Origin of the sequence: Klebsiella sp. RCJ4 (assembly GCF_009025755.1) — a bacterium.
Classification (GTDB): domain Bacteria; phylum Pseudomonadota; class Gammaproteobacteria; order Enterobacterales; family Enterobacteriaceae; genus Klebsiella; species Klebsiella michiganensis.
Genome location: NZ_WCIN01000023.1, coordinates 113573 through 139636 on the forward strand (window position 1 = coordinate 113573; position 26064 = coordinate 139636).

Consider the following 26064-nt stretch of genomic DNA (forward strand, 5'->3'; position numbering starts at 1 on the left):
GAGAGTGTTCCGCCGGGGGCTGGACTGTGTTTACTTCAAAGAGCCCTTCAGGAACTGCTGCAGACGCTGGCTTTTCGGATTGCCGAAAACCTCGTCAGGATGCCCTTCTTCTTCAATTTTGCCCTGATGCAGGAAGATCACGTGCGAGGAGACGTGGCGTGCAAAGCCCATTTCATGGGTGACCACGACCATGGTTTTCCCCTCTTCCGCCAGCTGCTGCATGATCCGCAGCACTTCGCCCACCAGTTCAGGGTCAAGCGCCGACGTCGGTTCATCAAACAGCAGTACGTCAGGCTCCATCGCCAGCGCGCGGGCAATGGAAACGCGCTGCTGCTGGCCGCCGGAGAGATGAACCGGATATTTAATCTGCTGGCGTTCATCAATACCAACTTTCGCCAGGTATTTTACCGCCCGATCGCGCGCTTCCTGTTTACTCAGGCCCAGCACCTGAATCGGCGCCTCCATCACGTTTTCCAGCACCGTCATATGGCTCCACAGGTTAAAATGCTGGAATACCATCGTCAGGCGAGTACGTAGCAAACGTAGCTGATTTTTATCAGAAACCTTTAACTGACCGTCTTTATCGCGAACCAGGCCAATGTTTTGCCCGTTAACAACGATCGTCCCTTCGCTGGGCTTCTCAAGAAAGTTAATACAGCGCAAAAAGGTACTTTTCCCGGAACCGGATGAGCCAATAATACTGATCACGTCTCCGGCTTTCGCCCGCAGTGAGACGCCCTTCAGTACTTCATGCTCTCCGTAACGTTTATGCAGATCGATTACATTTAATTTATTGTCGGACATGGCGTTCTCAGTGCGTCGAAGAAGGTTTGATATGCTGGAGCCAGCGCTTTTCCGCCCTGCGGAACAGGCTAATCAACACATACGAGATAATTAAATACAGTACTGCGGCAATACCGAAGGCGGTAAACGGCTGGTAGGTTGCCGAGTTAATATCGCGGGCAATTTTCAGCAGATCCGGCACCGTGGCGGTAAAAGCCAGCGCGGTGGAATGCAGCATCAGAATCACTTCGTTGCTGTATGCAGGCAGCGCAATACGCAGCGCGGAAGGCAAAATAATGCAGCGATACATTTTGACCGACGAAAAACCGTACGCCCGGGCGGCTTCTATCTCGCCTGCCGGCACTGAACGAATCGCCCCGGCGAAAATCTCCGTGGTGTAGGCGCAGGTATTCAGCGTCAGCGCCAGCACCGTACAGTTCAGGCCGCTGCGAAAGAAGGCGTTCAGCAGTTCTGTGCCTTTGACGACCTCCAGCGTGTACATTCCGGAATAGAACACCAGCAGCTGGACGTACAGCGGCGTGCCGCGAAAGATATAGGTGAACAGCCAGATGGGGAACTGGATAAATTTATTGCTCGACACTCGGCCAATGGCGAGGAAAACCGCCAGGATGCCGCCCATCACCACGGAAGAGATCAGCAGCCAGAGCGTAATCGCCACGCCGGTAAAACGATAGCCGTCGGTCCACAGCAGGGATTTCCAGTACTCCTGAATAATATCAATCACAGGTCGGCCCTCTTCACGCCCACAGAATAACGGCGTTCGAGCATCAGCAGCACACCATTGGAAACCGTTGTAAATACCAGATAAATCAGGCCACAGACGATGGCAAAGTAGAACGGCTCCCAGGTGCTTTTACCCGCCAGCTGGGTTGCCTTGACCACATCTTCCAGTCCCAGCAGTGAGACCAACGCGGTCGCTTTGAGGATAACCTGCCAGTTGTTGCCGATTCCGGGCAGCGCATAGCGCATCATTGCCGGAAACAGAATACGACGAAAGGTTTGCCCACCGCTAAAGCCGAAGGCCGTCGCCGCTTCAATATGTCCCTTTGGCACCGCCAGGAAGGCGCCGCGAAAGGTTTCGGTGAAGTAGGCCCCGTAAATAAAGCCCAGCGTGATGATCCCCGCCACCATGGGGTCGATATCAAACTGCGCCAGGCCAAGCGCATCGGTTACGCCGTTGAGCGCAATCTGTAGCCCGTAGAAAATCAGCAGCATCAGCACCAGATCGGGCACGCCGCGGATTAAGGTGGTATAGCCTTCAAAAATCAACGCCAACGGACGATTGTTGGAAAGTTTCGCCCCGGCGCCCGCCAGACCGATAAGCACCGCCAGAACGACCGAGCTTAACGCCAGCTCAAGGGTGACCAGCGCGCCCTGAAAAATAACCTGTGAAAACCCGTACAGCATGCTGTCTGCCCTGTCTGTCATCAACCATCGCGCGCAAAATAACGCGCGACGGGGTACGCGGGATGGTTAGTCGCCGTACACGTTAAAATCGAAATATTTCTTCGCCAGCTTGTCGTAGGTGCCATCCTGGCGCATCTCGGCAAAGGCTTTATTCAGTGCTTCACGTAGTTCGTTATCCTCTTTGCGCAGCCCCATACCGGTGCCGACGCCGAACAGCTTCTCGTCTTTAATCGACGGACCGCCGAACTGATAATCCTTGCCGATAGGCTGTTTGAGGAAGCCTTCGCTGGCGGCGACTTCATCCTGGAACGCCGCGTCAATGCGTCCGGCAGTCAGGTCGGAATAAATATTGTCCTGTCCCTGATAGGAAACAATTTCAATGCCTTTTGGCGCCCAGTGCTCGTTGCCGTAGGTTTCCTGGGTGGTACCCTGGAGAACGCCAACGCGCTTGCCTTTCAGCTTCGCGAGGTCTGGCGTAATATCGCTGCCTTTTTTCACGACCAGGCGCGAATCAGCCGCGTACAGTTTGTCGGTGAAGGCAATTTCCTGCTGGCGTTTTTCGGTGATCGAAAGCGAAGACATGATGGCGTCGATTTTCTTCGCTTTTAAAGAAGGGATCAGCGCGTCCAGCGGGTTCTCAATGAAGGTACATTGCGTATTGATACGCTTACAGAGCTCTTTTGCCAGATCGATGTCAAAACCCACCAATTCACCCTGCGCATTCTTCGATTCGAACGGGGCATAAGTAGGATCGGTGCCGATGCGGACTTTTTGCGGAATGGCTGCGAATACAGTGGAAACGCTGGAAAGGGCCAGCGCTAAAGAGAGAGACAACGCCAGTTTTTTCATAACTATCCTCAACAGACTGTCATTCTAACGGATTTATTAGAAGTACTTACGGCAGTTATCGTGCCATTATTCGCCCCGGTAAGGCAAAGCATTCTGCGCCGGAAAGCAAATTTTTTCGCATCGGAAACGCTTAACTATGCACTTTTTAACATCGCGTGCGCAATTTCCTGCACCAAATTGATCCGCTAAAAGCGCAGCTGCACCAAAATCAGACAGAAAGGGATGCGCATGGCCCGGCGTGCGGGCCAGCGGGCGTCTTAATCACCGTAAACGTTGAAGTCGAAGTATTTCTTCGCCATTTTGTCGTAGGTGCCGTCTTTACGCATGTCGGCCAGCGCTTTATCAAACGCGGCCTTCAGCTCGCTATCGTCCTTACGCAGGCCGATGCCGGTACCATCACCGAAGAACTTTTTGTCTTTAACGGAAGGACCGGCAAAGGCAAAATCTTTACCGGCAGGTTGCTTGAGGAAGCCCTCGCTGGCGGCCACTTCATCCTGCAACGCGGCGTCCAGGCGACCCGCAGCGAGGTCTGAGTAGATCAAATCCTGATTCTGATAGGCCACAACGTCCACGCCGTGGCTGCGCCAGCGTTCATTACCATAGGCCTCCTGGGTGGAGCCCTGCAGTACGCCAACATGCTTGCCTTTGAGGGATTCCAGCGTCGGTTGAATCGGCGAGCCTTTGGCGGCGATCAGGCGGGAGTCGGCCGCGTAGAGCTTGTCAGAGAAGGCGATTTCCTGCTGGCGTTTTTCCGTAATCGACAGCGAAGAGATAATGGCGTCGATTTTCTTGGCCTTCAGCGACGGGATCAGGGAGTCGAAATCGCTGCCGACCCAGGTGCATTTTACTTTGATGCGCGAACAGAGCTCGTTACCCAAATCAATGTCAAAACCCACGAAATCCCCTTTCGCATCCTTTGAAGAGAAAGGCGCGTAGGTGGCATCGGTGCCAATGCGGATACTCTGCGGCAGCGCGGCGAACGCGCTGGAGGCGCTGCAAATTCCCATCATTAAAGAGAGAGCCAGGACCGTCTTCTTCATAGGTTACCCTTAAGTGTCGTGATGTTGTTATGCGATGCGTTATCTTGTTATTTGTACTGCCGACAAAATCTTGCACGTTTTATGCCATTTTCTCAGTGCGTGCTGGAAATGGCGTTAAATTTGTTAAATAAAGGTTGCAAGTTTGTCTTAAAAGGGAAGATACCAGCAATAACGGATAAACCGCAGTGCCGCAGCGCAAAAAAACAAATTAAATGTTGAGGATTTGATCGAGGCGACAAAATTGCACTGCGGGGAGGCGGATGTGAACAAAGCGCACTATCTTAGTGCGCCCTACGCGCCCTGCCAGCGGGAAAAGAGGTCTTGCGGAAGAGAGATATCGAACTGATCGATCACGCGATTGACCGTCTGATTAATCACATCGTCCAGGCTTTTCGGGCGATGATAAAACGCCGGAACCGGCGGCATAATCACCGCGCCCATTTCCGCCGCCTGGACCAGCAGCCGCAAATGGCCAAGGTGGAACGGCGTTTCCCGTACGCACAGCACCAGCGGGCGGCGCTCTTTAAGCACCACGTCCGCCGCCCTGGTCAGCAGCCCGTCGGTATAGCTATGAACAATGCCGGAGAGGGTCTTCATTGAGCATGGCAAAATCACCATCCCGGCGGTTTTAAAAGAGCCGGAAGAGATGCTGGCGGCGATATCGCGGGCATCGTGCACCACGTCGGCTAACGCCTGCACCTCGCGCAGGGAGAAATCCGTCTCCAGCGCCAGCGTCTGACGCGCGGCCTGGCTTAAAATAAGATGGGTTTCGACATCCGAAACCTCGCGCAAAACCTGGAGCAAGCGTACGCCGTAAATCGCGCCGCTGGCGCCAGAAATACCGATAATGAGTCGCTTCACGATGATTGCCCCTTTCACACAATGGCGCAGACTTTGCCGGATTATAGTCTCCGACGCAACCGCGGACCCGCATTTGGCGCGAGAAAATAAAAAAGCCCGCGGCCGTCAGACCGCGGGCTCTCAGCAAAACAGAGGATTACCCTTCGTTGTGCATCTCTAAGTTTTCAACTTCATTCTGCAGCTGAACCGCTTTCGCGTCGTCGTTACGCAGAGAGTCGAGATAGTCCAGATACTGCTGATCGACATCTTTAGTGACGTAGATACCGTTGAACACCGAGCATTCAAACTGCTGAATATCCGGATTCTCCGCGCGCACCGCGTCAATCAGATCGTCCAGATCCTGGAAAATCAGGCCATCGGCGCCGATGATCTGGCGGATCTCATCTACCTCACGCCCGTGGGCTATCAGCTCATTGGCGGTTGGCATATCGATGCCATACACGTTCGGGAAGCGAATTTCCGGCGCAGCGGAGGCCAGATACACTTTCTTCGCCCCGGCTTCGCGCGCCATCTCGATAATCTGCTCAGAGGTGGTGCCGCGCACGATGGAGTCATCCACCAGCAGCACGTTCTTATCGCGGAACTCGGCGCGGTTGGCGTTAAGCTTACGGCGCACGGACTTACGGCGCAGCTGCTGACCGGGCATGATAAAGGTACGGCCAACGTAGCGGTTTTTAACAAACCCCTGGCGATACGGCTTATCGAGGATGCGGGCAATTTCCAGCGCGATATCGCAGGAGGTTTCCGGAATGGGAATGACCACATCGATATCCAGATCTTCCCACTCGCGGGCAATTTTCTCGCCCAGCTTCGTGCCCATATTGACGCGGGCGCTGTAAACGGAAATTTTGTCGATGAAGGAGTCCGGACGCGCAAAATAGACGTACTCGAACAGGCACGGGTTGCTGACCGGGTTTTCCGCGCACTGGCGAGTAAACAGCTGGCCTTTTTCGGTGATATACACCGCTTCACCAGGCGCCACGTCGCGCAGGAACTCAAAGCCCAGCGTATCCAGCGCCACGCTTTCCGAAGCAACCATATACTCGGTGCGGCCATCGCCGATATCGCGCTTGCCCAGCACCAGCGGACGGATGCCGTTCGGGTCGCGGAAAGCGACCATGCCGTGACCGATAATCATCGCCACGCAGGCATAAGCGCCGCGAATCTGGCGGTTGGTGGCGGCGATCGCCGCAAAAATGTTGTCTGCTTCCAGCGGATAGTGGCGGAAGTTGTCCAGCTCGCTGGCGAAGATATTGAGCAGGATTTCGGAATCAGAGGTGGTGTTGATGTGGCGGCGTTTTTCTTCAAACAGCTTTTTACGCAGCTCGTGAGCGTTAGTCAGGTTACCGTTGTGCGCCAACGTAATGCCGTACGGCGAGTTGACGTAGAAAGGCTGTGCCTCGGAGGCGCTGGAGCTGCCAGCCGTCGGGTAACGAACGTGACCAATACCCATATTGCCCTGCATACGCTGCATATGGCGAGCTTCAAAAACGTCGCTCACCAGACCGTTCGCCTTACGCAAACGGAAACAGTTGTTCGCATCAATGGTGATGATGCCTGCGGCATCCTGGCCACGATGCTGAAGCACCGTTAACGCGTCATAAATCGACTGGTTTACCGGCATAACACCGGCGATACCGACAATACCGCACATACGTCTTTTCCTCGTTAAGCTACATCCCAACGCTTATGCTTTGGGCAAGAAACTTGACGAGCTCTGCAGATAGTCAAAGAACCATCTGATAACGAAACTGAACTGCGGGATAAGCTCAGACTTTTGCCAGTCTTCGCTTTTCGCCATACCGGTAAAGCTATCGAGAAAGAACAGAATCGCCGAGACGATTAGCACCCCGCGCAGGGCGCCAAAGCAGATCCCTAACACCCTGTCGGTTCCCGACAGGCCGGTTTTTTCCACCAGCTGACCTATCACAAAGTTAACGATAGCGCCGACGATAAGCGTTGCGATAAACAGTATCGCGATAGCAATCCCATTTCGGACCAGTTCGTCTTCAAAGCCCGTGAACCAGACAGCCAGGTAAGTGTAGTAATGACTGGCAACAAAGAAAGCGCATCCCCAGGTTACCAGCGATAAAGCTTCACGAACAAAGCCGCGGATCAGGCTAACCAGTGAGGAAAAACCAATCACCGCAATTATGGCGTAATCAATCCAGACCATATACGTCCCACGATTTTACGCCCTGTCGTCCGGTTCGGGGCGCATTCTAACAGAAAAAGAAAACGTTTGCGTAGGGATTTCCGTGCCCTACAGAAATAAAAATGGCGCTGAAAAAACATTCAACGCCATACTGCCTTTCGCCTCTTCAGGGCGCGTCAGACAGGGGTTTCAGCACTCTACTCCTTTAAAAAAGAGAGAGTTAGTTCGGACTGTAGCCCATGACCACGCCGCTAAGTCCCGAAAGCTGCTTCAGCTCACCAAGCTGACCTTTCAGCTTATCCTTCGAGGTATCCGGCCCCACGAGAATACGGGTAATTTTACCCTGCACCGGCGTCGAAGGCGACGTGTAAACTTTAAAGCCGGAAGCGCGCAGCTTACCGACAATCTCGTTGACCTTATCGGCGTTCTTCAGCGCCCCAAGCTGCACCACATAGGCTTTACCGGTCGGTGCCGGAATTTCAGCCTGCTGCTGCGGTTTAGGCGGCGGCGTCTGCGCCGCAACCTGCTGCTGTGGTTGCGGTTGCGGCTTCTCTACCGGCTTCGGCTGAGGTTTCGGCTGTGGTTTCGGTGCGACCACCGGCTCCTGCACCACATCAAAACTGTTGTTGTTCACCGGTATCCGCGACGGATCCAGCGATGGCGCAGCGGCATCGCCGGCCCTCACCTCTTCCGCCGCCCCTTCAGGAGGCTGCGAAGGCAGCGCCTGGGTCGCCGCTGGCAGCATATCCGGCTCATCGCGATCCCCCGGTTTTGGCACCAGCGGAATGGCGGCAAACTCATCCTGATAATGTTTTTTCTGACCATCCAGCAGCCCTGGCAGGATAATCACCCCCAGCGCCACCAGCACAATCGTCCCGACTAAACGGTTCTGAAACTTACTCGCCACCGATTCTCCCCGCGTCTATTTCTTCCATTACATGCGCCACCGTATGGAATGAACCACACACCAGCACCGTATCTTCAGGCCCGGCGTCCGCCATCGCGGCATGCCACGCCTCAGCGACGCTAGTATAGACTTTACCTGCGCGCAAATGTTCCAGCAGCTGCTCCGCCGTGGCTCCGCGCGGCCCTTCCAGCGGCGCGCAGTACCAGTCGTCAACTTCGGCCTGTAAATTTGCCAGCGTTCCCGCGATATCCTTGTCATGCAGCATACCAATAACCGCCAGCACGCGCCCCGTTTTCGATAAGGTTTTGAGACGCCCGGCGAGATAGGCCGCCGCATGCGGATTATGGGCAACGTCCAGGATCGTCCGGGGAGCATCGCTGATTATCTGAAAACGCCCCGGCAGCATCGCGTTTTGAACGCCATCGCGCAACGCCTGCTCGTTGACCTTAAGCCCGCTGGCGCGCAAGGCCGCAATCGCCGTAGCCGCATTCGGCAGCGGGACCTGCGGCAGCGGCAGATCGCTTAACGCCCCCTGACGATCGCGGAAGGACCAGCCTTGTTCACTGGCGTCATACTGCCAGTCAACGTCACGGCGCAGGAGCCGCGCCCCTTTTTCGCTCGCCACCTCAGCGATGGTCAACGGCATATCGGGTTCGCCGACGACAGCCGGTTTACCAGGGCGGAAAATCCCCGCCTTTTCGCGGCCGATGCTTTCGCGATCGGGCCCCAGCCAGTCGGTATGGTCGAGGGCAATACTGGTCACCACCGCCACGTCAGCATCGACGATATTGGTCGCATCCAGGCGGCCGCCCAGGCCCACCTCAAGAATCACCACATCCAGCCGAGCCTGCTGAAACAGCCACAGCGCGGAGAGTGTGCCAAACTCGAAATAGCTCAGGGAAATCTCGCCGCGCGCGGCTTCAATTTCGGCAAAAGAGGTCGTATGCGCGAGCTCCGCCAGCTCTTCGCCCTGCACCCGCACCCGCTCTGTGTAGCGCACCAGATGCGGCGAACTGTAAACGCCAACCTTATAGCCCGCCGCCATCAGCACCGACTCCAGGGTACGGCAGGTGGTGCCTTTGCCGTTGGTCCCCGCCACCGTAAAGACAAACGGCGCAGGTTTCATTACCGCCATCCGCTGCGCGACCTCGCTGACGCGCGCCAGCCCGAGATCGATAGTTTTGCTGTGCAGATGTTCCAGATAAGAAAGCCACGTAGCCAGGGGCGACGTGGCCTGAGGAATAGGTTGTTTTTCCATGATGTCCGGCAAGAGTTAGGATAACTACGCGTAAAAAAAAGGGCAGCGCCGTCAGGCCTGCCCTCTGCATTATCAGGCCTCTGGTTCCTGATCCGGCACCGGTGGCACCACCTCACCTTCGTGAGCGGGTTCCGGATTTGGCGCCGGAAGGTTCATCAGCTTCGCCAGAATGCTGGCCAGCTTCAGACGCATTTCCGGGCGGCGTACGATCATGTCGATCGCCCCTTTCTCAATCAGGAACTCGCTGCGCTGGAATCCCGGCGGCAGCTTCTCGCGAACGGTCTGCTCGATAACGCGGGGGCCGGCAAAGCCGATCAGCGCTTTTGGCTCAGCGATGTTGAGATCGCCCAGCATCGCAAAGCTCGCAGACACGCCGCCCATGGTTGGGTCGGTCAGCACGGAGATATACGGCAAGCCGCGCTCCTGCATTTTCGCCAGCGCAGCGGAGGTTTTCGCCATCTGCATCAGCGACATCAGCGCTTCCTGCATACGGGCGCCGCCGGATGCGGAGAAGCAAATCAGCGGGCAGTTGTCTTCCAGAGCCTGCTCAACCGCGCGAACAAAGCGCGCGCCGACCACGGAGCCCATCGACCCACCCATAAAGGAGAATTCGAAAGCGGCGGCAACAACCGGCATATCATGCAGGGTGCCTTTCATGACCACCAGCGCGTCTTTTTCGCCGGTCTCTTTCTGGGCGGACGCCAGACGGTCTTTATACTTTTTCGAATCGCGGAACTTCAGCACATCTTTCGGCTCGAGCTCGCTTCCCAGCTCCACGAGGGAACCTTCGTCCAGCAGGCTATGCAGGCGGTTGCGCGCCGACATACGCATGTGGTGATCGCACTTAGGGCAAACCTCCAGGTTGCGCTCCAGCTCTGCGCGGTACAATACCTGACCGCAGCTGTCGCACTTGGTCCATACACCTTCAGGGATACTTGCCTTACGGGTGGGGGTTATATTGCTTTTAATTCGTTCAATCCAGCTCATTGATAACCTTTCTACCTGAACCTGGTCGATGCCAGTTTTGTCGCAAGGGGCGCATAATGCCATTTTTGCCCCTCACAGACCATGAATGTTGCACATTAAATCATAACATCCCGTAACATGGGATAAAAAAGTGGTCGAACCGCTCACACTTCACTCTTCGGGCGGCGGCATACCGCCCGAAGATCGTCGCCGCGTTATTTCGCCTGTTTCGCCGCCGCCCGCTTGTGGCGGATGACTTCAATCACGCCCGGCAATACGGACAGGACGATAATCGCCACGATCAGCAGCTTAAGGTTTTCCTGGACGATCGGCAAATCGCCGAACAGATAACCCGCGTAGGTAAATAACAGTACCCACAGCAGCGCGCCAACAACGTTATACATCGCAAAATGACGATAGGACATATGCCCCATTCCCGCCACAAACGGCGCAAACGTTCTGACGATCGGCACGAAACGGGCCAGGATGATGGTCTTACCGCCGTGGCGTTCGTAGAAGCTATGGGTCTTATCCAGGTAGCTGCGGCGGAAAATTTTCGAATTGGGATTACTGAAGAGCTTTTCGCCAAACAGCCGGCCAATCGTGTAGTTCAAGGCATCGCCAACAATCGCGGCAATGACCATCAGCAGCACCATTAAATGCACGTTGAGATCGTTGGTCGGCAGCGCGGAGAGCGCACCTGCCACAAACAGCAGCGAATCCCCCGGCAGGAACGGCGTGACCACCAGGCCAGTTTCGCAGAACAGAATCAAAAATAAAATCGCGTATACCCAAATGCCGTACTCCGCGACCAGCTCAGCCAGATGCACATCAATATGCAGGATAAAATCAATTAAAAAGTGAATCAGGTCCATAGTTTGCGTTAGCCCTTAATAACCCGGTTAGTCCGCCAGAAACAGCGGGCCCATCGGCATGACCGGGAGGTCGTAGTGTGCCGGATAGTCCACCGACACCAGATACAATCCTTCCGCCTTTGCCGTTGCGGCGGCAAGCGTCCTGTCTTTTGCCGCCAGAAGTTCTGCAATCCAGCTCTCTGGCTGGTTACCGGCACCTACTTCCATCAGACTGCCGACAATGTTCCTTACCATATGATGTACAAAGGCATTCGCTTTGATGTCCACCACCACATATGCACCATAACGGGTGACGTTAATATGCATCACGTTGCGCCACGGCGTGCGCGACTGGCACTGTACCGCACGAAACGAGGTGAAATCATTCTCTCCCAGCAGACACTGAGCGGCGCGCTGCATCCGCTCCGCATCCAGCGGGAGGTAATAATGGGTTACGCCGCGGCTCAATACCGCCGGCCGCAGACGATGATTATAGATAACATAACGATAGCGACGCGCCGTGGCGCTGAAGCGGGCATGAAAATCTGGTGGAACCGGCTTTACCCAGCGCACCGCAATATCGCCGGGCAAATTCGCATTTACGCCCAGCGTCCATGCGGCATCCTGACGCTGCGCGCGGGTTTCAAAATGCACGACCTGACCGGTACCGTGAACGCCAGCATCCGTACGGCCCGCGCAAAAAACGTTAACAGGCTCGTTCGCTACCTGCGAGAGCGCCTTTTCCAGCTTCTCCTGTACGCTGCGGACTTCGTTCTGCCGCTGCCAGCCGTAGTACTTGCTGCCATCGTATTCGATGCCCAGCGCGATTTTGTAGACCGGCGGCTGCTCCATCTCAGACATCAGTACAAATACTCCTGAACCAGCTTCTCAGCGATTTTCACCGCCATCAGCGCGCCGCCAAAACGGACGTTATCGGCGACGGACCAGAACTGCACCTGCTCAGGCATACCGTAGTCGTTATGCACGCAGCCGACGGAGAGGCGGGCGTTACCGGAAGCATCGCCGACCTGCGTCGGGAACTCGCCCTCCTCGGACAGTTCGATATCTTCGCCAAGGCTAAAGGCATCGCGCGCCTCTTCGGCGGCCAGCGGACGCTGCGCTTCAAAACTCACCATCTGCGCGTGGCCGTAAAACACCGGCGACTGAACGACGTTTGCGGAGATCATCAGGCCATCATCCTGCAGGATTTTGCGGACCTCATCGACGATACGGCGCTCTTCACGCACGCTTCCTTCACGATCGGGCAGCAGCGGCAGCATGTTGAACGCCAGCTGACGACCGAAGAAATCATCTTCGTCGATCGGAATACCGTTAAGCAATTTGGCGCTCTGCCCCGCGAGGGCATCGACCGCTTTTTTACCGTGAGCGGAAGCGGAAAGCAGGCTGGTCACGCTGATACGCGCCAGGCCGCCCCGATCGATCAACGGTTTCAACGCCGACAGCAGCTGGCTGGTCAGGCTATTCGCGACCGAGATAACGTTACGATTGCGGTAATCCGCCAGTACGAACGGGTTAACATCCGGTACCACCAGCGGCACGTCCGGCTCCAGCGCAAACAGACCGCTTAAATCAATCACCAGGCAGCCCGCGTTAGTGGCGTCTTCGATATACGCGGCGGAGGCCTCTACACCGGCGGCAAAAAAGGCCAGCTGGGCCTGGGTCCAGTCAAATTCCGCCGCATCCTGAACGATAACCGACTTGCCCGAAAAACGCAGATGTTCACCGGCGCTATCGCTACGCGCCAGCGCATAAATATCCCCCACCGGGAACTGACGATCGGCAAGCGTTTCGAACAGGGCTTCGCCTACGGCGCCCGTTGCGCCCAGTACGGCAATATTCCAGCCTTCAGACATGGTGGTGTACTCCAGAAAAAAGCGGCCCTGCCGGATTATCCAGCAGGAGCATTAAGATGATATTAACGAACAGGATGATGAACGGCGTTAAAGCCCAGCTGGCGCAACAGCGTCGCCGCCTGCGCATCGCTGCACTGTACGTACAGCGAAGACCATTCACGGCGTTCCTGATAATTTTTGCGCAGTTTGTCGAACTCGCCCGCAGCGCCCGCGACTTTTCGCAGCGGCGCATCATCGCGGCGCACATCATACACCAAATGCGCCAGCCGTTTTAGCGTTGCCTGATCGAGCGGCCCGTGCAGCGTAATGCGGCCAAACTCCGGCGCCGGTAGCAACGTGTCCAGCGCCACCTGCTGTGGATGACCAATAAACGCGCTGTAGGCCTCAAAAACCTGCGTCGTACCGCGCGCTTTGCCTTCAAGGGTATAGCCGGCAATATGCGGCGTACCAATATCCACCCGCTTGAGCAATTCGGTATTCAGATCCGGCTCCGGCTCCCAGACATCCAGCACCACGCTTAATGCCTGCCCGGCCTGCAGCCGCTGCAGCAGCGCGGCGTTATCCACCACCGGACCACGGCAGGCGTTGATTAAAATCGTCCCCGGCTTCAGGCGGCGAATCAGCGCCTCATCCGCCAGGTGCAGCGTTTTGTACTGCCCTTCCTTATAGAGCGGGGTATGGAACGTCAAAATGTCCGCGTCCTGCACCAGCTCGTCAAGGGAGCGGAAATCCCCCTCGTCGCCGCGATCGGCGCGCGGCGGATCGCAGAGCAGCGTTTTGATTCCCAGCGCCTCAAGGCGTTTTTGCAGACGCCCGCCCACGTTGCCGACGCCCACGATCCCGACGGTACGGTCGGCCAGCGCAAAACCGTCACGCTCGGCCAGCATGAGCAGCGCGGAAAACACATATTCCACCACCGCGATAGCGTTGCAGCCCGGCGCCGCGGAAAAACCGATTCCCGCCTGCTGTAGCCACGCCTGATCGACATGATCGGTACCCGCCGTCGCGGTGCCAACAAATTTGATCGCTTTGCCAGAAAGTAGCGCTTCGTTAACTTTGGTGACGGATCGCACCATCAGCGCATCGGCGTCATTCAGCGCTTCAACCGGGACAGGGCGACCTGCAACGGCCTTCACTTCCCCCAGGCGGCTAAAAAGCTCGCGCGCATAGGGCATATTTTCATCAACGAGGATTTTCACGGTTCAGTACCTGTCTGAGAGCGAGAGTAAACCGGGGAAGTGTGCCATAATCTGCCCGCCAGGAACATCACCACCCGGCCCTTAGTACAGTAATTTAGTACAGCAATACGCAAAGGATTAATCATGACGCAACCCGTTTCAGGTATGTCCGATCGCCCTCCGGGCTCAGGCGAACCTCCGCTCACCACTCAGCAGCGTACCGCGCTTGAGCGGCTCATTACGCGCCTGGTGGCTTTAACATCCCAGCAAAATGCGGAAGTGTGGGCCTGCGTAAAACACGATCTGAGCCTGAAAAACGACGCGCCGCTGCTGGCAAGCCATTTTGCCGCCGCCGAGAACAGCCTGAACCAGCGCCTAATCCTCGCCCAGCAAAATCATCACCGTCGGCAAATCCTGGCGCAGCTGAGCGAGCTGCTGAATCAGGGCAACAATCGCCAGGCGGTCAGCGATTATATTCGTCAGCATGACGGTCAAACCGCCCTGCATGCCTTGTCCCAGCCGCAGCTGGAGAATGTTCTGCAGCTCCTGCAAAGCGGCCAGCTCTCGATTCCTCAGCCGCAGCAGCGCCCGCCAACGCATCGTCCGCTGCTGCCCGCGGAGCACAACACGCTCAATCAGCAGGTGACCAGACTCGCGGCGGCCACCGGCGAGTCCAGCAAGCTTATCTGGCAATCCATGCTGGAGCTAAGCGGCGTCAAGAGCGGAGAGCTGATCCCGGCGACCCACTTCACTCCCCTCTCGTACTGGCTACATGCCCGGCAAACGCTCAGTTCGCAGGCTGCGCCGACGCTGACCTCGCTGCAGGCCGCATTAAAACAGCCGCTTGAAGCCGCGGAATGGCAAAGAGTGATGGATTTTGCCCAAACCCACTGGCACGCGACGGCGAAAACGCCGCTCAGCGCGGCGCAGCTGCTGACGCTGCTCAACAAAATTTTCGTGCTCAGGGTCGCCAGAGCCCAGGAGACGCTGGCGATCCCGCCGGTTCAGGCGCCTCCCGCCTCACCGTGGCTGGTATTGAAAAAACCATGGGTTATCGCGCTGGCAGCTATCGTGGTGCTTGCCCTGCTGTGGCTGGTGATTTAAGGAGATATCATCGGCCCGCATGCCGGGCCGAATGAAGCGCTACTTACGCAGCGACACCAGGCTAACCAGGATCCCCAGCACGGCGCATATTGCCGCGGCCAGGAAGACGGAAGAGTAGCCTAACGACGTCGCCAGCAGCCCGGTAAGCGGGCCGGTGACGCCGTAAGAGATATCCTGAAACGCGGCATAGCCGCCAAGCGCCGTTCCTCGTACCTGCGGCGGTACCCGCTTCACGACCTCGACGCCCAGCGCCGGGAAGATAAGCGAGCATCCGCAGCCGGTGAGCGCCGCCCCCGCCAGCGCGATCCAGGCATTGGGCGCCTGCCAGAGCAGCGCCAGGCCTATCGCTTCAATCAGCAGCGAAACGATGGCCACTTTCACCCCGCCGAAGCGGTCCGGCATCCAGCCAAACAGTACGCGCATCAGGACAAACGCCCCGCCAAACGCGGTCAGCGTAAAACCGGCCATCGCCCAGCCGTTGCTGGCGAAATACAAAGAGACAAATGTGCCAATTACCGCGAAGCCGACGCCCTGAAGGCCAAGACCGATACCGGGCCGCCAGATCATTCCCACCACGCTCCACAGCGACGGCCGCTCGCCGCCGTGAGCAGGAATTTTACGCACCGTGCCGTTAATCGCCCAGGCCACTAACGGCAGCACCATGGTGACGCAGGCCAGCGCCGCGACGCCGTAATAGCTGTAGATCAGCAGCCCCAGCGGCGCCCCGGCCGCCAGAGAGCCGTATATCGCCATACCGTTCCACGACATGACTTTACCGGAGCGCATGGGCCCCACCAGCCCCATCCCCCAGCTTAAATTACCGGTGAGCAGCTGGCTTTCACCAAAACCCAGGATCAGACGGCCAAGCACCAGCAGGCCAAACTTCGCCATGACCGGCACCGGCAGCAGCGCGGCGCACAGCCAGGCGCCCCCCGCCAGCGCGCAGGCCAACATCCCCTGCAGGACAGAGCGTTTGGCGCCGTACTGATCGGCAAGGCGGCCGGCATAGCCGCGGGTTAATACGGTCGCCAGAAACTGGATACCGACGGCGACGCCAACCATGGTATTGCCAAATCCCAGTTCCTGATGGACAAACAAAGGGATAACCGGTAGCGGCAGGCCGACGGTCATATAGGTGAGAAAAACGGCGAACGTGATCCGAAACAGCGAACCATTCGCTGAAGGAGTGCGTTTTGTTTCAGTGACTGCGGACATGCTTTACTCCAGTTCGCAGAGTAAGGCGAGGTGAGACCACGCCCTCTCCACCTGATTATCAGGGTTAAGGCGCGTTGGATGACGTTAAACGCTTACGCATTATCTGAGAGAATAATGTTGTGCCAGGAGTTTGCCTTTTCTCCCGGGGGTCTGTCAAGAATACAAAAAAGGGAGCCCGTTGGCTCCCCTTGTAAAGCGTGTTCGTTATGCGCGGTATTTGCGCATGACCAGCGTGGCGTTAGTCCCGCCAAAGCCGAAGCTGTTAGACATCACGGTCGTCAGCGCGCGTTCGGTCGGCTCGGTCACGATATTCAGGCCGGCGGCCTGCTCGTCCATCTCTTCGATGTTGATGCTCGGCGCAATAAAGCCGTGTTCCAGCATCAGCAGGGAGTAGATAGCTTCCTGTACGCCAGCGGCGCCCAGGGAGTGGCCGGTCATCGCTTTGGTCGCGGAGATCGCTGGGCTGTTATCACCGAAGACTTCACGAATCGCCCCCAGCTCCTTCACATCGCCTACCGGAGTAGAAGTACCGTGGGAGTTCAGGTAGTCAATCGGTGTGTCAACGCCGTCCATCGCCATCTTCATGCAGCGAACCGCACCTTCACCGGACGGGGCAACCATGTCTGCGCCATCGGACGTTGCGCCGTAGCCAACGATTTCAGCATAGATGTGCGCGCCGCGCGCCAGAGCATGTTCCAGCTCTTCAACCACAACCATACCGCCGCCGCCCGCGATAACGAAACCATCACGGTGGGTGTCATAGGTACGAGACGCTTTTTCTGGCGTTTCGTTGTATTTGGTGGACAGCGCGCCCATCGCGTCGAATTCACACGCCATTTCCCAGCACAGCTCTTCGCCGCCGCCGGCAAACACGATGTCCTGTTTGCCCAGCTGGATTTGTTCAACAGCGTTACCGATGCAGTGGGCGGAAGTCGCACAGGCGGAGCTGATGGAGTAGTTCACGCCGTAGATTTTGAACGGTGTTGCAAGGCAAGCGGATACCGCGGACGCCATCGCTTTGGTCACCACGTAGGGGCCAACCGCTTTCAGACCGCGCGGGCTGCGCATTGCATCAGCGCCGAAAACCTGAGATTTAGAAGAACCGCCAGAACCGGCAATCAGGCCCACGCGCGGGTTTTGCTGATAGACTTCATCTTTCAGGCCAGCATCTTCAATTGCCTGCTGCATGGAAAGATAGGAATAGATAGAGGCATCGTTCATGAAACGAACCACTTTACGGTCGATCAAGCCGGTGGTGTCCAGTTTGACGTTGCCCCATACGTGGCTGCGCATTCCTGAATCTTTAAACTCTTCAGAGAAAGTGATCCCGGAGCGTCCTTCACGCAGAGATGCCAGGACTTCCTGCTGGTTATTACCAATACTGGAAACGATGCCCAGGCCAGTAATCACTGCACGTTTCATTCAATACCTCTGTAAGTCGCACTATATTAAGTTTCGAGTCGCACAATAGCGTACACTTGTACGCCGAACAAGTCCGATCAGCCAATTTGTGTATAAATTTGCGCCCTCAGGCACACATCGTTAAGATCGTTCTACGCCTTGTGATTCGAGTAACTTACGTGAAACAAAACGCCATACAACCCGCCAACCTGGAATTCAACGCTGAGGGTACACCTGTTTCCCGAGATTTTGACGATGTCTACTTTTCCAATGACAACGGTCTGGAAGAGACGCGCTACGTTTTCCTCGACGGAAACCAGCTCAAGGAACGCTTCCCTGAGCATGCACGTCCGTTCTTTGTGGTTGCCGAAAGCGGGTTCGGTACCGGCCTGAATTTCCTCACGCTGTGGCAGGCGTTTGACGTTTTTCACCGCGATAACCCAGAAGCTACCCTGCAAAGATTACATTTCATCAGTTTCGAAAAATTTCCGCTGAAAGCGGAGGACCTGCGCCTTGCCCACCAGCGCTGGCCGGAGCTTGCAACCTGGGCCGAGCTGCTGCAGGCGCAGTGGCCTCTGCCCATCGCTGGCTGCCATCGTCTGCTGCTGGATGAAGGGCGGGTCACGCTGGATTTGTGGTTTGGCGATATTAATGAACTGACCAACGAGCTCGATGATTCGCTTAATCAGCAGGTGGACGCCTGGTTTCTTGATGGCTTTGCCCCGGCAAAAAACCCGGACATGTGGACGGCGGAGCTGTTTGCGGCGATGGCTCGTCTGGCAAGACCCGGCGGTACCCTGGCCACCTTCACCTCCGCCGGCTTTGTGCGCCGCGGCCTGCAGGAGGCCGGTTTCAGCATGCAGAAGCGCAAGGGTTTTGGCCGCAAGCGCGAAATGCTGACCGGCGAAATGCGTGAAACGCCGGAGATCCCCGCGCGCGCGCCGTGGTTTGCCCGCAGCGGTACGGAACAGCGCGATGCCGCGATTATCGGCGGGGGGATCGCCAGCGCCCTGCTCGCGCTGGCGCTGCTGCGCCGCGGATGGCAGGTAACGTTATACTGCGCCGACAGCGCGCCGGCTGAAGGCGCATCCGGAAACCGCCAGGGCGCGCTCTATCCGCTGCTCAGCCAGCACGATCCCGCCCTGGCCCGCTTCTTCCCGGCGGCATTTACTTTCGCCCGCCGCCTGTATGACGCTCTGCCGGTGATGTTCGATCATGACTGGTGCGGCGTGACGCAGCTGGGCTGGGATACGAAAAGCGCACAGAAAATCGCCCAGATGATTGCGCTTAACCTGCCGCCGGAAATCGCCGTCGCCGTGGACGCCCGAACCACTGCGCAACAAACCGGTGTGGAAACCGGCTGCGGGGGCATCGCCTATCCTGCCGGCGGCTGGCTTTGTCCGCAGCAGTTAACCGCTGAACTGCTGGCCCTCGCCGCCACTCGCGGATTGCGCGTGCGCTACGATTATCCGGTCACGGATCTCAGCGCAGACAACAACGGCTGGCAATTAAACCAGCGGCAGTACCACGAGGTCGTGGTGCTGGCCAACGGCCATCAGCTGACCCGCTTTAGCCAGACGGAGCATCTTCCCATGTACCCGGTTGCCGGTCAGGTTAGCCATATTCCGACGACGCCAGGGCTATCGAAATTGCGCCAGGTCCTGTGCTACAACGGCTACCTGACGCCGCAAAACCCGCATAATCAGCAACACTGCATTGGCGCAAGCTACCACCGCGGACAGGCAGAGGCCGCGTTTAGCGCCGAGGATCAGCAGCAGAATCGTCAGCGCCTGATTGACTGTTTCCCGCAGGCGGAATGGACGCGGGAGGTAGACGTGGGCGCTAATCAGGCCCGCAGCGGCGTGCGCTGCGCAACCCGCGATCATTTGCCGATGGTCGGCAACGTGCCTGATTATGAGGCCACCTTACGCGAATATGCCTCTCTGGCTGAACGTCAGGAGCAGGCCGGAGAAGCGCCGGTTTACCGCAACCTGTATATGCTGGGAGCTCTGGGCTCGCGCGGCCTGTGCTCCGCGCCGCTGGCGGCTGAAATTCTGGCGTCGCAAATGAGCAATGAGCCATTACCCATGGATCAAGAAACGCTGGCGGCGCTGAATCCTAACCGACTGTGGGTAAGAAAACTGCTGAAAGGGAAAGCGGTGAAATAATTGCGGGAAATAGAGCCCGGCTGAGCGAATGCCGGGCTTTGGCGGAGGGCAGAACTATTTCTGCATCGCCTTCTGGTACAAACTGTTCCACATTTCCTGCACCAGAACCTGATCCGGCGGCGACAGTTCGCCCGCGCTGATGGCTTTTTCCAGGCTCCGGGATACCTTGTCATGTACCGCTTGCGCAGTATGCTCGCCCTCTCCTTCCAGCTCGGCCACCGCCAGCGTCAGGTGGCCGCGCAGATAACCGCCGGCAAACAGTTCGTCATCACTGGCGTGGTCGACCATATCATCAATTAACGCCAGAATGCGTGATTCAAACTCCGCGATCATCTTCTTTCCTCATAGTATGTAAAGTGTGGCCTTAGTGCAGGTCTTCCGGCCACGGGAACTGTTCTGCCGTCAAGGGCGGCGTTTGGTAATATTCTTGCAGCGCCTGAATGAAACGCGCGGGACGCTCAGGGATCCCCTGCTCCAGATAGGTCATTACCTGGGCATGCACGCGCCGCTGAAAAGCGATCCGATCGGGCTCAAAATCCCCTTCCAGGTTGTCGCAGCTGACGTTAAATGGGTATCCCGCCGCCACGCAAAACAGCCAGTCAAACGCCTGAGGCTTCACCTCAACGTCTTCAAATTGAGACTGGGTCATCGCGTCGCGACCGTCCGGACAGTACCAGTAACCGAAATCTACCAGCTCACGTCGCGCCTTCCCGGCAATGCACCAGTGCGATATCTCGTGCAGTCCGCTGGCGTAAAAGCCGTGGGCAAAGACGATACGGTTGTAAGGCACGTCATCATCTGCCGGAAGATAGATCGGTTCGTCATCGCCTTTAATCAGACGGGTATTAAAATCTTCAGCAAAACAGCCGTCGAAAATTTCAATCAGCTGTTCATATTTATGCGTGCTGTTCATTAGTTCATCCCCAGCCACTGGAGGAACTCCTGTCCATGGCTGTCATAAAGCAGTTTTGCACTCATCACCGCCGACACCACGACGATCATCGGTCGAATCAGTGACTGTCCTTTGCTCAGCACCAGCCGCGATCCCGCACGGGCGCCGATAAATTGCCCGGCCAGCATCACAAAGCCGGTAGCCCATATCACCTTGCCGCCAATAATAAACAACAGCAGGCCGCCAACGTTAGACGTCGCGTTAAGCAATTTTGCATGCGCGGTCGATTTCGCCAGGTTGAACCCCGCGAGGGTGACGAAAGCCAGCGCGTAAAACGATCCGGCGCCCGGGCCAAAGAAACCGTCGTAAAAACCGACGCAGCCGCCAGCCACCAGGGCAAACGGCAGACCGTACAGACGTCGCTGCCGGTCCTCTTCGCCGAGCTTCGGCATCAGCAGAAAATAGAGGCCAATGCCGATAACCAGGATTGGCAGTATCTGCTTGAGAATATCGGACTGGACGTGCTGGACCAGCAGCGCGCCGCCCGTCGAGCCGAGAAAGGTCATCAGAATATTGAGCTTCTGGTCGGCAAGATTCACCACCTTGCGGCGGATGAAATAAAGCGAAGCGGACAGCGACCCGCCGCAGGCCTGCAGCTTGTTGGTGGCCAGCGCCTGCGCAGGGGGAAGACCCGCCGCCATCAGGGCCGGGACGGTCAATAACCCGCCGCCGCCCGCCAGTGAATCGATAAATCCCGCCAGAATGGCCACGAAAAACAGTACGACCAGTACCGTCGGTGACACCATAAAAACGTCGATAAAACTATCCATTAAAGAATATGCTCATCCAGTAGCGCCTGGCAGGAAGGCGGCAGCGGAGGCGGCGTCTTCTTCACAGGAGGGGTTGATCCTGGCTTAGGGGGTTCAAACCAGCTTTGCAATTCCGCACCGCAGCCATCGCCCGCCGGAGGCGGAGCCTGGTCTTCACACTCGAGGCTGTCGGCCGGGCAGCGCAGGCGCACGTGCATATGCGCTCGGTGCTGGAACCATGGGCGAACTTTGCGTAGCCAGTCGCGATCGCTACCGGCATCCAGGCACAGCTGCTGCTTAATCGCCGGGTTGACGAAAATACGCGTAACGTCGCTATCTTGCGCCGCCATCTTAATCAGCTGGCTGATTTGCGGGCTCCACAGCGACGGCACTACGCGTTTGCCGTCGCGGGCCACCAGGTCCAGCGGCTGCGGCTTCAGCAGCTGAGCTGAACTCCAACGCGCCTGCGGCAGCTGAAGAAAAATATCGACATCCAGTCCGGACTGATGGCTGGCGTGGCCGCCGTTAAAGCGCCCGCCGGCCGGCATACCCATGTCGCCAATCAGCACCGTTCCCATGCCTTTATTGTGCGCCTGATTGCTCAGACGCTGAATAAACTGCACGAGGTCCGGATGGCCGAAGTAGCGATTCTGATCGGTACGCATCACCTGATAACCAGTGGCGTTTAACGGCAGCGCCTGCGCGCCAACGATACAGCCATTGGCAAACGCGCCAATGGACTGCGGGCTGCCGCTAACGGGCTGCGTAATTTTCTGCCACGGCGTCGCCGCCAGGCTGGTACCGCTGGCGAGGAGCGCCAGCAGTGCGATAACGGTGTTTTTCATCTATGACCAGCGTGGAATTGATGTCGTCACGTCGCCATTTTGCGCGCGCTGACGCATAAAGTGATCCATTAACACGATCGCCAGCATCGCTTCGGCAATAGGTACCGCACGAATACCGACGCAAGGATCGTGACGCCCTTTGGTGATCATCTCAACTTCTTCGCCAAAGCGATTGATCGTGTGACCCGGGACGGTGATGCTGGAGGTCGGCTTCAGCGCGATATTCGCCACGATCTGCTGACCGCTGCTGATGCCGCCGAGAATGCCGCCCGCGTGGTTGCTCTGGAAGCCCGCTTTGGTAATTTCATCGCGGTTTTCGCTGCCGCGCAGCTTCACCACCTCAAAACCATCGCCAATTTCCACGCCCTTCACCGCATTGATGCTCATCAGCGCGTGCGCGATATCGGCATCCAGACGGTCGAATACCGGCTCGCCCAGTCCCGGCGGTACGCCATCGGCCACCACGGTGACCTTCGCCCCGATGGAGTCGCCCTCTTTTTTCAGGCCGCGCATCAGTTCATCAAGCGCTTCGATTTTGTCCGGATCCGGGCAGAAGAACGGGTTCTGCTCTACCTGATCCCACGCTTTTATCGCCAGCGGGATATCGCCCATCTGGGTCAGGCAACCGCGAATCACAATACCAAATTTCGCGGCGAGGAATTTCTTGGCAATCGCCCCTGCGGCCACGCGCATGGCGGTTTCACGCGCAGAGGAACGACCGCCGCCGCGATAGTCGCGCAGGCCATATTTCTGCTCGTAGGTGTAGTCAGCGTGTCCCGGGCGGAAAACGTCCTTAATGGCGCCGTAGTCCTGAGAACGCTGGTCGGTATTCTCAATCAGCAGGCCAATGCTGGTCCCGGTGGTCACCCCCTCGAATACGCCGGAGAGGATCTTCACCTGGTCCGGCTCGCGACGCTGGGTGGTATAGCGTGAGGTTCCCGGACGACGGCGATCGAGATCGTGCTGGAGATCGGCTTCGGTTAGCGGAATGCCTGGCGGCACGCCGTCAACGATGCAGCCCAGCGCCAGGCCATGCGACTCGCCGAACGTCGTGACGCGAAAGAGTTGTCCAATTGTGTTTCCTGCCATCACGGCTCCGTTTTTGTCGTTATGTTTGCGTGTTGTTTTAGTCTTTATAAATACCGAAATGCGCGCGGGCGGCAATCAGCTGCGGTTTAGTCAGCATAAAGACGCCATCGCCGCCGTTTTCAAACTCCAGCCAGGTAAATGGCACGTCAGGATATTGCTCCATCAGATGTACCATGCTGTTACCGACTTCACAAATCAGGATACCGTCATCGCTGAGATAATCCGGCGCGCAGGCGAGGATCCGACGGGTTAACTTCAGGCCATCGCTTCCGGAAGCCAGCCCCAGGACCGGTTCATGGCGATATTCACCCGGCAGGTCGGACATATCTTCTTCATCGACGTACGGCGGATTGGTCACGATCAGATCGTATTGCACCTTCGGCAGATCGCGGAACAGATCGGAGCGAATCGGCGTAACGTTATGAATTAAACCGTGATCTTCCACGTTCTGCTCGGTAACGGCCAGCGCGTCAGGGGAAATATCCACCGCATCGACTTCCGCTTCCGGGAAAGCGTAAGCGCAGGCGATAGCGATACAGCCGCTGCCGGTGCACATATCAAGGATGTGCTGCGGATAGTGGTCAATCAGGCCGGAAAAATGGTTGTTAATGAGTTCGCCAATCGGCGAGCGCGGCACCAGCACGCGTTCATCGACGTAAAACTCATGGCCGCAGAACCAGGCTTTGTTGGTCAAATAAGCGACCGGAATGCGCTCGTTAATACGGCGAATGACGCGCTCAACGATGCGATGTTTTTCGCTGGAAGTCAGACGCGCGGTACGCATATCTTCCGGAATATCAAGCGGCAGATACAGCGAAGGCATCACCAGCTGTACGGCTTCATCCCACGGGTTATCGGTGCCGTGTCCGTACCAGATATTTGCAGCGCTGAAGCGGCTTACCGCCCAACGCAGCATGTCCTGAATGGTATGAAGCTCATTCACAGCTTCATCAACAAAAATTTTATCCACGCTATCCCCCAGGGCACGCTCTGCTATAAATTCGGCGGCTAGTTTGCCACGAAGACGGGGATAAATCAGCATTCTTACGTCAGGCGGAGGGGGAAAAATAGGTTTTCCTTGCCTGGATGCGTGGCGAGTCGGGTAAACTACCGACAAAGAAAAAATGAGATCAGATAATGAAAAAGAAAACATCGCTAAGCGAGGAGGATCAGGCATTGTTCCGGCAGCTGATGACCGGCACGCGTCAGATTAAGCAGGACACCATCGTTCATCGCCCGCAGCGTAAAAAAATCGCTGAAGTACCGCCCAAGCGGCTGCTCCAGGAGCAGGCGGATAACAGCCACTATTTTTCCGATGAGTTTCAGCCGCTGCTGAATACCGAAGGGTCGGTTAAGTATGTGCGCTCGGACGTCAGCCATTTTGAGCTGAAAAAGCTGCGTCGGGGTGATTATTCGCCGGAGCTGTTTCTCGACCTGCACGGTTTAACCCAGCAGCAGGCCAAGCAGGAACTGGGAGCCTTGATTGCCGCCTGCCGTCGCGAGCACGTATTCTGCGCCTGCGTGATGCACGGGCATGGAAAGCATATTCTTAAACAGCAAACGCCGCTGTGGCTGGCCCAGCACCCGCATATTATGGCGTTTCATCAGGCACCAAAAGAGTACGGCGGAGACGCCGCACTGCTGGTACTGATTGAAGTTGAAGAGTGGCAACCGCCGGAGCTTCCGTAAACGTCAGCCCCGGAGGGAATCAGATAGCCTTCGCCATCTTCAAATTGCAGGGGCTCATTTGCCAGTTGAATTCGCCTTTGCCGCTGGCATCAAGCGTGACGCAGGCAATCGCCGAAGTGGTGAACATCGGGGGAGTTTCCCCCGGGCACAGCTCTGAGACGAGGTACCCCACCAGAGGGAGGTGAGACACGACCAGCGCCGTCGCCACACCTTCATTCGCCAGCGCCTGCAGATAAGCGCTAACCATGCCAACGTCGCCGCACGGCGTGAGTTCCGGCATCACGTCGACATCTTTTGGCAGATTCATGCACTCCCCAACAATTTCCAGCGTCTGTTCTGCACGCAGGTAGGGACTCACAAGAACCCGCTCAATATCCACTTTTTGACCTTTCAGCCAGGTAGCCATCTGACGAGACTCATCGCAACCGCAGACGGTTAATGGACGAACCGAGTCACTGGCTGCATCGAGGGCAGCGTCGCCGTGACGCATGATAAAAACTTGCATATTGCACCGCTTTTGTTAACCAGAAGCACCGCGGTCTTACCCACGTAGACGATACGCAGGTGACCCGGTGGCCGGGCATTGTGCCTGATCCATTCAACGAATGAAACGCTGTTTTTTACCTCAATGGCGTAAGTATAGTCAACTATTGCTTACAAAATCGCCAAAGCGCAGCGCCGTTCATTACCGGATTTACC

At 57.0% G+C, this 26064-nt stretch carries 27 protein-coding genes and 1 pseudogene; 4 read left to right on the plus strand and 24 right to left on the minus strand.

Features of this window, described 5'->3' with window-relative positions; all coding sequences use genetic code 11:
- Positions 1-30: 30 nt before the first annotated feature.
- The 5 genes from hisP to argT all read right to left on the minus strand — a co-directional run bounded on the left by hisP (position 31) and on the right by argT (position 4100).
- On the minus strand, positions 31-804 hold the full coding sequence (gene hisP / locus F8562_RS06945) for a histidine ABC transporter ATP-binding protein HisP (RefSeq protein ID WP_004852881.1): 774 nt from the start codon (positions 802-804) through the stop codon (positions 31-33).
- A gap of 7 nt (positions 805-811) precedes the next feature.
- Positions 812-1528 carry a histidine ABC transporter permease HisM gene (gene hisM / locus F8562_RS06950; protein WP_004852883.1) on the minus strand — a complete coding sequence of 239 codons (717 nt, stop codon included), beginning with the start codon at positions 1526-1528 and terminating at the stop codon, positions 812-814.
- The gene (locus F8562_RS06955; protein WP_014230269.1) at positions 1525-2211 is read right to left on the minus strand and encodes a histidine ABC transporter permease HisQ; all 687 of its coding nucleotides are present in this window, start codon (positions 2209-2211) and stop codon (positions 1525-1527) included. Before F8562_RS06955 ends, hisM begins: the two co-directional genes overlap by 4 nt.
- Positions 2212-2277: 66 nt before the next feature.
- A complete protein-coding gene (gene hisJ / locus F8562_RS06960; protein WP_004123203.1) occupies positions 2278-3060 on the minus strand; it encodes a histidine ABC transporter substrate-binding protein HisJ in 783 nt (260 codons plus the stop codon).
- Positions 3061-3317: 257 nt separating this feature from the next.
- On the minus strand, positions 3318-4100 hold the full coding sequence (gene argT / locus F8562_RS06965) for a lysine/arginine/ornithine ABC transporter substrate-binding protein ArgT (protein WP_014230270.1): 783 nt from the start codon (positions 4098-4100) through the stop codon (positions 3318-3320).
- A 29-nt stretch (positions 4101-4129) separates the two neighbouring features.
- Between argT and F8562_RS29755 the strand changes: the two are divergent.
- Positions 4130-4279, plus strand: a pseudogene (locus F8562_RS29755) (hypothetical protein).
- 112 nt (positions 4280-4391) lie between these two features.
- On the opposite strand, the gene F8562_RS06970 reads toward F8562_RS29755, so the two are convergent.
- From F8562_RS06970 to pdxB, 10 genes are all read right to left on the minus strand, one after another.
- Positions 4392-4961, minus strand: coding sequence for a UbiX family flavin prenyltransferase (locus F8562_RS06970; protein WP_004852887.1), 570 nt, complete (start codon positions 4959-4961; stop codon positions 4392-4394).
- Positions 4962-5097: 136 nt separating this feature from the next.
- Positions 5098-6615, minus strand: coding sequence for an amidophosphoribosyltransferase (gene purF, locus F8562_RS06975; protein ID WP_004123211.1), 1518 nt, complete (start codon positions 6613-6615; stop codon positions 5098-5100).
- A gap of 33 nt (positions 6616-6648) precedes the next feature.
- On the minus strand, positions 6649-7137 hold the full coding sequence (gene cvpA / locus F8562_RS06980) for a colicin V production protein (protein WP_004104143.1): 489 nt from the start codon (positions 7135-7137) through the stop codon (positions 6649-6651).
- Positions 7138-7336: 199 nt separating this feature from the next.
- Positions 7337-8023 carry a cell division protein DedD gene (gene dedD, locus F8562_RS06985; RefSeq protein WP_014839134.1) on the minus strand — a complete coding sequence of 229 codons (687 nt, stop codon included), beginning with the start codon at positions 8021-8023 and terminating at the stop codon, positions 7337-7339.
- Positions 8013-9281 (minus strand): bifunctional tetrahydrofolate synthase/dihydrofolate synthase, encoded by a 1269-nt coding sequence (gene folC / locus F8562_RS06990; protein WP_014839135.1) that lies wholly within the window; start codon positions 9279-9281, stop codon positions 8013-8015. The genes dedD and folC overlap by 11 nt, the downstream gene beginning before the upstream one ends.
- A gap of 72 nt (positions 9282-9353) precedes the next feature.
- Positions 9354-10268 carry an acetyl-CoA carboxylase, carboxyltransferase subunit beta gene (gene accD, locus F8562_RS06995; protein WP_004870882.1) on the minus strand — a complete coding sequence of 305 codons (915 nt, stop codon included), beginning with the start codon at positions 10266-10268 and terminating at the stop codon, positions 9354-9356.
- Between the two features lie 194 nt (positions 10269-10462).
- The gene (locus F8562_RS07000) at positions 10463-11122 is read right to left on the minus strand and encodes a DedA family protein (RefSeq protein WP_004123217.1); all 660 of its coding nucleotides are present in this window, start codon (positions 11120-11122) and stop codon (positions 10463-10465) included.
- Between the two features lie 27 nt (positions 11123-11149).
- Positions 11150-11962 (minus strand): tRNA pseudouridine(38-40) synthase TruA, encoded by an 813-nt coding sequence (gene truA / locus F8562_RS07005; RefSeq protein ID WP_009654666.1) that lies wholly within the window; start codon positions 11960-11962, stop codon positions 11150-11152.
- The gene (locus F8562_RS07010) at positions 11962-12975 is read right to left on the minus strand and encodes an aspartate-semialdehyde dehydrogenase (RefSeq protein ID WP_004852895.1); all 1014 of its coding nucleotides are present in this window, start codon (positions 12973-12975) and stop codon (positions 11962-11964) included. Before F8562_RS07010 ends, truA begins: the two co-directional genes overlap by 1 nt.
- Positions 12976-13037: 62 nt before the next feature.
- Positions 13038-14174 carry a 4-phosphoerythronate dehydrogenase PdxB gene (gene pdxB, locus F8562_RS07015; RefSeq protein WP_009654654.1) on the minus strand — a complete coding sequence of 379 codons (1137 nt, stop codon included), beginning with the start codon at positions 14172-14174 and terminating at the stop codon, positions 13038-13040.
- A gap of 123 nt (positions 14175-14297) precedes the next feature.
- Here pdxB and flk point away from each other — a divergent pair, with 123 nt between their 5' ends.
- On the plus strand, positions 14298-15257 hold the full coding sequence (flk, locus tag F8562_RS07020; protein WP_014839136.1) for a flagella biosynthesis regulator Flk: 960 nt from the start codon (positions 14298-14300) through the stop codon (positions 15255-15257).
- 39 nt (positions 15258-15296) lie between these two features.
- On the opposite strand, the gene F8562_RS07025 is transcribed toward flk, so the two are convergent.
- The gene (locus F8562_RS07025) at positions 15297-16472 is read right to left on the minus strand and encodes an MFS transporter (RefSeq protein ID WP_014839137.1); all 1176 of its coding nucleotides are present in this window, start codon (positions 16470-16472) and stop codon (positions 15297-15299) included.
- Positions 16473-16676: 204 nt separating this feature from the next.
- Complete coding sequence (gene fabB / locus F8562_RS07030; protein WP_014230276.1) at positions 16677-17894, minus strand: beta-ketoacyl-ACP synthase I; 1218 nt, start codon at positions 17892-17894, stop codon at positions 16677-16679.
- Positions 17895-18052: 158 nt separating this feature from the next.
- On the opposite strand from fabB, the gene mnmC reads away from it, so the two are divergent.
- Positions 18053-20041 (plus strand): bifunctional tRNA (5-methylaminomethyl-2-thiouridine)(34)-methyltransferase MnmD/FAD-dependent 5-carboxymethylaminomethyl-2-thiouridine(34) oxidoreductase MnmC, encoded by a 1989-nt coding sequence (mnmC, locus tag F8562_RS07035; protein ID WP_094909364.1) that lies wholly within the window; start codon positions 18053-18055, stop codon positions 20039-20041.
- Between the two features lie 54 nt (positions 20042-20095).
- On the opposite strand, the gene F8562_RS07040 is transcribed toward mnmC, so the two are convergent.
- Genes F8562_RS07040 through prmB form a run of 6 tightly spaced genes read right to left on the minus strand, consistent with a single transcriptional unit; the run spans position 20096 to position 24646 of the window.
- Complete coding sequence (locus tag F8562_RS07040) at positions 20096-20374, minus strand: YfcL family protein (RefSeq protein ID WP_014230278.1); 279 nt, start codon at positions 20372-20374, stop codon at positions 20096-20098.
- A 31-nt stretch (positions 20375-20405) separates the two neighbouring features.
- Positions 20406-20954 (minus strand): elongation factor P hydroxylase, encoded by a 549-nt coding sequence (locus F8562_RS07045; RefSeq protein ID WP_014230279.1) that lies wholly within the window; start codon positions 20952-20954, stop codon positions 20406-20408.
- Positions 20954-21763: a sulfite exporter TauE/SafE family protein gene (locus F8562_RS07050; protein WP_014230280.1), complete on the minus strand. Its 810-nt coding sequence runs from the start codon at positions 21761-21763 to the stop codon at positions 20954-20956. The genes F8562_RS07045 and F8562_RS07050 overlap by 1 nt, the downstream gene beginning before the upstream one ends.
- Complete coding sequence (mepA, locus tag F8562_RS07055) at positions 21763-22587, minus strand: penicillin-insensitive murein endopeptidase (protein ID WP_014839139.1); 825 nt, start codon at positions 22585-22587, stop codon at positions 21763-21765. The genes F8562_RS07050 and mepA overlap by 1 nt, the downstream gene beginning before the upstream one ends.
- Positions 22588-23676 carry a chorismate synthase gene (aroC, locus tag F8562_RS07060; protein WP_014230282.1) on the minus strand — a complete coding sequence of 363 codons (1089 nt, stop codon included), beginning with the start codon at positions 23674-23676 and terminating at the stop codon, positions 22588-22590.
- Positions 23677-23713: 37 nt separating this feature from the next.
- Positions 23714-24646 (minus strand): 50S ribosomal protein L3 N(5)-glutamine methyltransferase, encoded by a 933-nt coding sequence (prmB, locus tag F8562_RS07065; protein WP_009652591.1) that lies wholly within the window; start codon positions 24644-24646, stop codon positions 23714-23716.
- A 167-nt stretch (positions 24647-24813) separates the two neighbouring features.
- On the opposite strand from prmB, the gene smrB reads away from it, so the two are divergent.
- On the plus strand, positions 24814-25365 hold the full coding sequence (smrB, locus tag F8562_RS07070; protein WP_004123257.1) for an endonuclease SmrB: 552 nt from the start codon (positions 24814-24816) through the stop codon (positions 25363-25365).
- Between the two features lie 19 nt (positions 25366-25384).
- Here smrB and sixA read toward each other — a convergent pair whose 3' ends face one another.
- Positions 25385-25870: a phosphohistidine phosphatase SixA gene (gene sixA, locus F8562_RS07075; protein ID WP_014230284.1), complete on the minus strand. Its 486-nt coding sequence runs from the start codon at positions 25868-25870 to the stop codon at positions 25385-25387.
- Positions 25871-26064: the final 194 nt, after the last annotated feature.

What these genes read in the sequence shown, in the direction of transcription:
- mepA (WP_014839139.1), bottom strand. Translation starts at nt 22,587, where the DNA reads ATGAAAAACACCGTTATCGCACTGCTGGCGCTCCTCGCCAGCGGTACC.
- purF (WP_004123211.1), bottom strand. Translation starts at nt 6,615, where the DNA reads ATGTGCGGTATTGTCGGTATCGCCGGTGTTATGCCGGTAAACCAGTCG.
- F8562_RS07000 (WP_004123217.1), bottom strand. Translation starts at nt 11,122, where the DNA reads ATGGACCTGATTCACTTTTTAATTGATTTTATCCTGCATATTGATGTG.
- F8562_RS07010 (WP_004852895.1), bottom strand. Translation starts at nt 12,975, where the DNA reads ATGTCTGAAGGCTGGAATATTGCCGTACTGGGCGCAACGGGCGCCGTA.
- aroC (WP_014230282.1), bottom strand. Translation starts at nt 23,676, where the DNA reads ATGGCAGGAAACACAATTGGACAACTCTTTCGCGTCACGACGTTCGGC.
- F8562_RS07050 (WP_014230280.1), bottom strand. Translation starts at nt 21,763, where the DNA reads ATGGATAGTTTTATCGACGTTTTTATGGTGTCACCGACGGTACTGGTC.
- smrB (WP_004123257.1), top strand. Translation starts at nt 24,814, where the DNA reads ATGAAAAAGAAAACATCGCTAAGCGAGGAGGATCAGGCATTGTTCCGG.
- folC (WP_014839135.1), bottom strand. Translation starts at nt 9,281, where the DNA reads ATGGAAAAACAACCTATTCCTCAGGCCACGTCGCCCCTGGCTACGTGG.
- F8562_RS06955 (WP_014230269.1), bottom strand. Translation starts at nt 2,211, where the DNA reads ATGCTGTACGGGTTTTCACAGGTTATTTTTCAGGGCGCGCTGGTCACC.
- accD (WP_004870882.1), bottom strand. Translation starts at nt 10,268, where the DNA reads ATGAGCTGGATTGAACGAATTAAAAGCAATATAACCCCCACCCGTAAG.
- hisP (WP_004852881.1), bottom strand. Translation starts at nt 804, where the DNA reads ATGTCCGACAATAAATTAAATGTAATCGATCTGCATAAACGTTACGGA.
- flk (WP_014839136.1), top strand. Translation starts at nt 14,298, where the DNA reads ATGACGCAACCCGTTTCAGGTATGTCCGATCGCCCTCCGGGCTCAGGC.
- argT (WP_014230270.1), bottom strand. Translation starts at nt 4,100, where the DNA reads ATGAAGAAGACGGTCCTGGCTCTCTCTTTAATGATGGGAATTTGCAGC.
- F8562_RS07045 (WP_014230279.1), bottom strand. Translation starts at nt 20,954, where the DNA reads ATGAACAGCACGCATAAATATGAACAGCTGATTGAAATTTTCGACGGC.
- hisJ (WP_004123203.1), bottom strand. Translation starts at nt 3,060, where the DNA reads ATGAAAAAACTGGCGTTGTCTCTCTCTTTAGCGCTGGCCCTTTCCAGC.
- sixA (WP_014230284.1), bottom strand. Translation starts at nt 25,870, where the DNA reads ATGCAAGTTTTTATCATGCGTCACGGCGACGCTGCCCTCGATGCAGCC.
- cvpA (WP_004104143.1), bottom strand. Translation starts at nt 7,137, where the DNA reads ATGGTCTGGATTGATTACGCCATAATTGCGGTGATTGGTTTTTCCTCA.
- truA (WP_009654666.1), bottom strand. Translation starts at nt 11,962, where the DNA reads ATGTCTGAGATGGAGCAGCCGCCGGTCTACAAAATCGCGCTGGGCATC.
- fabB (WP_014230276.1), bottom strand. Translation starts at nt 17,894, where the DNA reads ATGAAACGTGCAGTGATTACTGGCCTGGGCATCGTTTCCAGTATTGGT.
- F8562_RS07040 (WP_014230278.1), bottom strand. Translation starts at nt 20,374, where the DNA reads ATGATCGCGGAGTTTGAATCACGCATTCTGGCGTTAATTGATGATATG.
- F8562_RS07025 (WP_014839137.1), bottom strand. Translation starts at nt 16,472, where the DNA reads ATGTCCGCAGTCACTGAAACAAAACGCACTCCTTCAGCGAATGGTTCG.